Genomic DNA, 6,109 nt, shown 5'->3' with positions numbered 1-6,109 from the left:
GTGACTGCACTATCATCTGATGAATACATAGTCAGATGAGGCGAACCGGGAGAACTGAAACATCTAAGTACCCCGAGGAAAAGAAATCAACCGAGATTCCCAAAGTAGCGGCGAGCGAAATGGGAGCAGCCCAAGCGGGTAGCATAATGTATTAGTGGAAGCGTCTGGAAAGTCGCACGATAGAGGGTGAAAGTCCCGTACATGAAAGTGGATTATGTGGAAGCTTATAGAGTAGGGCGGGACACGTGATATCCTGTCTGAAGATGGGGGGACCATCCTCCAAGGCTAAATACTCCTGATTGACCGATAGTGAACCAGTACCGTGAGGGAAAGGCGAAAAGAACCCCGGGAGGGGAGTGAAATAGACCCTGAAACCGTGTACGTACAATCAGTGGGAGCATATACCGTTGGGTATGTGTGACTGCGTACCTTTTGTATAATGGGTCAGCGACTTATATTCTGTAGCAAGGTTAACCGAATAGGGGAGCCGAAGGGAAACCGAGTATTAACTGTGCGTTAAGTTGCAGGGTATAGACCCGAAACCCGGTGATCTAGCCATGGGCAGGTTGAAGGTTGGTTAACACTAACTGGAGGACCGAACCGACTAATGTTGAAAAATTAGCGGATGACCTGTGGCTGGGGGTGAAAGGCCAATCAAACCGGGAGATAGCTGGTTCTCCCCGAAAGCTATTTAGGTAGCGCCTCATGAGTAACTGTTGGGGGTAGAGCACTGTTTCGGCTAGGGGGCCATCCCGGCTTACCAACCCGATGCAAACTCCGAATACTGACAAGTTTAATCATGGGAGACACACGGCGGGTGCTAACGTTCGTCGTGAAGAGGGAAACAACCCAGACCGCCAGCTAAGGTCCCAAAGTCATAGTTAAGTGGGAAACGAAGTGGGAAGGCTTAGACAGCTAGGATGTTGGCTTAGAAGCAGCCATCATTTAAAGAAAGCGTAATAGCTCACTAGTCGAGTCGGCCTGCGCGGAAGATGTAACGGGGCTAAAACTATGCACCGAAGCTGCGGCAGTGCACGCAAGTGTATTGGGTAGGGGAGCGTTCTGTAAGCCGTCGAAGGTGTGTTGTGAGGCATGCTGGAGGTATCAGAAGTGCGAATGCTGACATAAGTAACGATAAAGCGGGTGAAAAGCCCGCTCGCCGGAAGACCAAGGGTTCCTGTCCAACGTTAATCGGGGCAGGGTGAGTCGACCCCTAAGGAGAGGCCGAAGGGCGTATCTGATGGGAAACGGGTTAATATTCCCGTACTGGCTATAACTGCGATGGGGGGACGAAGAAGGCTAGGTTTACCACCTATTGGATGGTGGGTTAAGCGTGTAGGGGTGTGATTAGGCAAATCCGGTCACTGAAACTCTGAGGCGTGATGACGAGCTACTAAGGTAGTGAAGTAATTGATGCCCTGCTTCCAGGAAAATCCTCTAAGCTTCAGGTTATAGTTAATCGTACCCGAAACCGACACAGGTGGTCAGGTAGAGAATACTCAGGCGCTTGAGAGAACTCGGGTGAAGGAACTAGGCAAAATGGTGCCGTAACTTCGGGAGAAGGCACGCTGATGGTAATTGAAATCCCATGCGGATGGAGGTGAAATCAGTCGAAGATACCAGCTGGCTGCAACTGTTTAATAAAAACACAGCACTGTGCAAACACGAAAGTGGACGTATACGGTGTGACGCCTGCCCGGTGCTGGAAGGTTAATTGATGGGGTTATGCGTAAGCAGAAGCTCTTGATCGAAGCCCCAGTAAACGGCGGCCGTAACTATAACGGTCCTAAGGTAGCGAAATTCCTTGTCGGGTAAGTTCCGACCTGCACGAATGGCGTAATGATGGCCAGGCTGTCTCCACCCGAGACTCAGTGAAATTGAAATTGCCGTGAAGATGCGGTGTACCCGTGGCAAGACGGAAAGACCCCGTGAACCTTTACTATAGCTTGACAGTGAACATTGAGCCTTAATGTGTAGGATAGGTGGGAGACTAAGAAGCATGCACGCCAGTGTGTGTGGAGTCGCCCTTGAAATACCACCCTTTAATGTTTGATGTTCTAACCTATACTTCTGAATCGAGGTAAGGGACACTGTCTGGTGGGTAGTTTGACTGGGGCGGTCTCCTCCCAAAGAGTAACGGAGGAGCACGAAGGTTAGCTAATCCTGGTCGGACATCAGGAGGTTAGTGCAATGGCAAAAGCTAGCTTGACTGCGAGAGTGACGGCTCGAGCAGGTACGAAAGTAGGTCATAGTGATCCGGTGGTTCTGAATGGAAGGGCCATCGCTCAACGGATAAAAGGTACTCCGGGGATAACAGGCTGATACCGCCCAAGAGTTCATATCGACGGCGGTGTTTGGCACCTCGATGTCGGCTCATCACATCCTGGGGCTGAAGTAGGTCCCAAGGGTACGGCTGTTCGCCGTTTAAAGTGGTACGCGAGCTGGGTTTAGAACGTCGTGAGACAGTTCGGTCCCTATCTGCCATGGGCGTAGGAAAATTGAGAGGGTTTGCTTCTAGTACGAGAGGACCGAAGTGAACGCACCGCTGGTGTTCGGGTTGTGATGCCAATTGCATTGCCCGGTAGCTACGTGCGGAATAGATAAGTGCTGAAAGCATCTAAGCACGAAACTAGCCTCGAGATGAGTTTTCCCTGATGAGAATCAGTAAGGTCCGTTTGAGACTAAGACGTAGATAGGTCAGGTGTGTAAGTGTAGTGATACATTGAGCTAACTGATACTAATGAACCGAGAGTCTTAACCTTACAACTCGGAGTTGTTTTGGGTTACGCGAAGTTGAGAGTAAGAAGTCATCGAAAGATGGTTAAAGATTAATAAAACAGTTTGTTCCGGATTGAGCGATTGATGAAGATATGTGATAATGTTCGTCAATTGAGAGAAAGAGAAGACAGGATATGTCTGGCGGTAATAGCGCGGTGGTCCCACCTGACCCCATGCCGAACTCAGAAGTGAAACGCCGTAGTGCCGATGGTAGTGTGGGTATTACCCATGTGAGAGTAGGGTGCCGCCAGACTTTTAAATTAGTGCGAGAGCCCAGCAGAGATGCTGGGCTTTTTTGCTTTTTGCGGTTTATTGGCTGAATGATTATGACTAACAGTGCTAGAAAATTGATAATGATTTACTATATTATTAAAAATATTGTTATTGAACATAGTTAATAGTTAAATGGATAGGAATAAAATGCGCTCATTAATTGCTTTTAACAAACCGTATAATGTAATTACGCAATTTTCTCCCCATGAAAAATATCAGACATTAAAAGATTTTATTTCATTACCCAAATTTTATCCCGCAGGTCGGCTAGATACTGACAGTGAAGGATTATTATTACTGACCAATGATGGTAAATTGCAGTCAAAAATCAGCTCGCCAAAATTTAAATTACCAAAAACTTATTGGGTACAAGTTGAAGGGGTAATAAGTCAACAAGCTATAGACAAACTCGCTCAAGGTGTTCAGTTAAAAGAGTTCTATACTGCCCCAGCTATAGCGACTAAGCTTGAAGCACCGATTAATCTATGGCAACGCGTTCCGCCTATTCGAGAACGTAAAACTATATCTAAATTGGTTCAACATTAGTAACCATTGTATTATTTAGATCACAACAATAGGAAATGCGATTTCTTATTTTACTCAGTAGTGGATTATAGATTATTTATAGCTTATGCGGCTTTCTTGCCAGTTTAGCCATATAAATTCACTTTGCTATAATAAACATTGTTACAACAGTTAAATTATCTAAAAAATAGCTGATTAAAAGTATATTTGCTTGATAAATTCATTTTCCTATTTATTTATTTCTGTATGTATGAAACAATTTAGATATAGAAAAATAATTTTTTGAGGTAGTCAGTGATCGATAATGATGGCTACCGTCCAAATGTAGGAATAGTTATTTGTAACAGGTATGGTCAAGTTCTTTGGGCTCGTCGTTATGGACAAAATTCTTGGCAGTTTCCTCAGGGCGGAATTAAACTAAACGAAACGCCTGAGCAGGCAATGTTTCGTGAATTAAACGAAGAGGTAGGATTATTACCCAAAGATGTGAAAATTTTGTCTGTAACTAATGGTTGGTTGCGTTATAAATTACCAAAACGAATGATTCGTTGGGAAAATCAACCTGTATGCATAGGGCAGAAGCAGAAATGGTTTTTATTAGAATTGATTTCTGATACATCAGTAATTAATCTTAATACGTCTTCGACTCCAGAATTTGATGATTGGAAATGGGTGAGTTATTGGTATCCTATTCGTCAAGTTATTGCCTTTAAACGTGATGTCTATCGAAAAGCAATGAAAGAATTTTCTTTGCCAGTTTTTACTATACAGTCAGAGATAGAAGTGCCAACAGTTAATGTTTCTAAAAAGAAACGATTTAATTTCTTTGCTCATAAACGAAAAAATAAACAGCGTATAAAAAAATGAATCAATACTTACAATTTCCTAATTTTGATCCAATTGCTTTTTCAATTGGTCCTATTTCGCTACATTGGTATGGTGCAATGTACTTATTTGGTGTATTGGGCGCGCTTTATTTAGCTAAGCGTCGTGCCAAACAGCCAAATAGCCAATGGACTACACAACAGGTCGAAAATTTATTATTTTGGGGTTTTTTAGGGCTCTTTATCGGTGGTCGACTTGGTTATATTTTGTTTTATAACTTTGATGCTTTTGTTAAAGATCCTGTTATTTTGTTCAAAGTTTGGGAAGGCGGCATGTCATTCCATGGCGGTTTAATAGGTGCGATTTGTGTCATTGCCATTTTTGCTAAAATAACACACAAAACCTTTATGCGAGTAGCTGATTTTGTGGCACCTTTAGTTCCTATTGGATTAATGTTTGGACGTTTTGGTAATTTTATTAATGGTGAATTGTGGGGACGCGTAACGCAATCACATATTGGAATGCTATTTCCAACCTCGTCTCATGCTGATTTTATGTACGTACAATCGCATCCTGAATGGTTCTCTCTTTATTCTCAGCTTAATGGTATTTTACCAAGGCATCCTTCGCAGCTTTATGAAATGTTGTTTGAAGGAATAGTACTATTTATTATTTTGAATTTATTTATCCGTAAACATAGACCTGTTGGTGCTGTATCTGGTCTATTTTTACTTTGCTATGGTTTATTCCGATTTGTCATAGAGTTTTTTAGACAACCGGACGAACAAATAGGCTTATTCTTAAATATGATAAGTATGGGACAAATTTTATGCCTACCAATGATTATTGGAGGTATTTTGATTCTGTTATATGCATATAGATTTAACCGTAAGGCGATTAAACGATGAAACAATATTTAGCGCTGATGCAAAAAATTTTAGCAGAGGGCACACCTAAATCTGATCGAACTGGGACGGGTACATTATCGATCTTTGGTCATCAGATGCGATTTAATTTACAAGATGGCTTTCCATTAGTCACAACAAAAAAATGTCACTTACGTTCTATTATTCATGAACTACTTTGGTTTTTGAAAGGGGATACTAATATCCGTTATTTACAGGATAATAAAGTGACTATTTGGGATGAATGGGCGGATGAAAATGGTGATTTAGGCCCAGTATATGGTAAACAATGGCGGGCTTGGGGAGCTGCCGATGGTCGTCAAATAGATCAAATTACTCAATTAATTGAACAGATTAAAAATGATCCTGATTCAAGGCGTATGATAGTTTCTGCATGGAATGTCGGTGAACTTGATCAAATGGCATTAGCACCATGCCATGCATTTTTTCAATTTTACGTTGCACAAGGTAAACTTTCTTGTCAACTCTATCAACGCTCATGTGATGTATTTTTGGGATTACCGTTTAACATTGCTAGTTATTCACTCTTAATACATATGATTGCTCAGCAGTGTGATTTGGAGGTTGGTGATTTTGTTTGGACAGGGGGGGATACCCATCTCTACTCAACTCATATGGATCAAACTAAGCTGCAATTAAGTCGAGAGCCAAGATCATTACCAAAATTATTGATAAAACGTAAACCGCCAACAATTTTTGATTACGAATTTGAGGATTTTGAGATTGTTGATTATGATCCTTATCCTGCCATCAAGGCACCAGTCGCAGTGTAAAGTATGTTG

At 42.3% G+C, this 6,109-nt stretch carries 3 protein-coding genes, 2 rRNA genes and 1 pseudogene; all 6 read left to right on the top strand.

Going from position 1 to position 6,109, the window contains the following annotated elements:
• Positions 1-2,762: ribosomal RNA gene (locus tag A9G03_RS09030) — 23S ribosomal RNA — on the top strand; the annotation flags it as partial.
• A gap of 153 nt (positions 2,763-2,915) precedes the next feature.
• Positions 2,916-3,031, top strand: a 5S ribosomal RNA gene (gene rrf / locus A9G03_RS09025).
• 167 nt (positions 3,032-3,198) lie between these two features.
• Positions 3,199-3,576: pseudogene (locus A9G03_RS09020) on the top strand (pseudouridine synthase); the annotation flags it as partial.
• Between the two features lie 294 nt (positions 3,577-3,870).
• Complete coding sequence (rppH, locus tag A9G03_RS09015) at positions 3,871-4,443, top strand: RNA pyrophosphohydrolase (RefSeq protein ID WP_065633973.1); 573 nt, start codon at positions 3,871-3,873, stop codon at positions 4,441-4,443.
• Positions 4,440-5,309 carry a prolipoprotein diacylglyceryl transferase gene (gene lgt, locus A9G03_RS09010; protein ID WP_065633974.1) on the top strand — a complete coding sequence of 290 codons (870 nt, stop codon included), beginning with the start codon at positions 4,440-4,442 and terminating at the stop codon, positions 5,307-5,309. The genes rppH and lgt overlap by 4 nt, the downstream gene beginning before the upstream one ends.
• On the top strand, positions 5,306-6,100 hold the full coding sequence (gene thyA / locus A9G03_RS09005; RefSeq protein WP_065798980.1) for a thymidylate synthase: 795 nt from the start codon (positions 5,306-5,308) through the stop codon (positions 6,098-6,100). Before lgt ends, thyA begins: the two co-directional genes overlap by 4 nt.
• The last annotated feature ends 9 nt before the right edge of the window (positions 6,101-6,109 follow it).

Origin of the sequence: Gilliamella sp. wkB171, from assembly GCF_001693755.1 — a bacterium.
Lineage (GTDB): Bacteria > Pseudomonadota > Gammaproteobacteria > Enterobacterales > Orbaceae > Gilliamella > Gilliamella apicola_F.
Note: the sequence above shows the minus strand (reverse complement) of the source record. Positions and strands in the feature narration are given on the sequence as shown.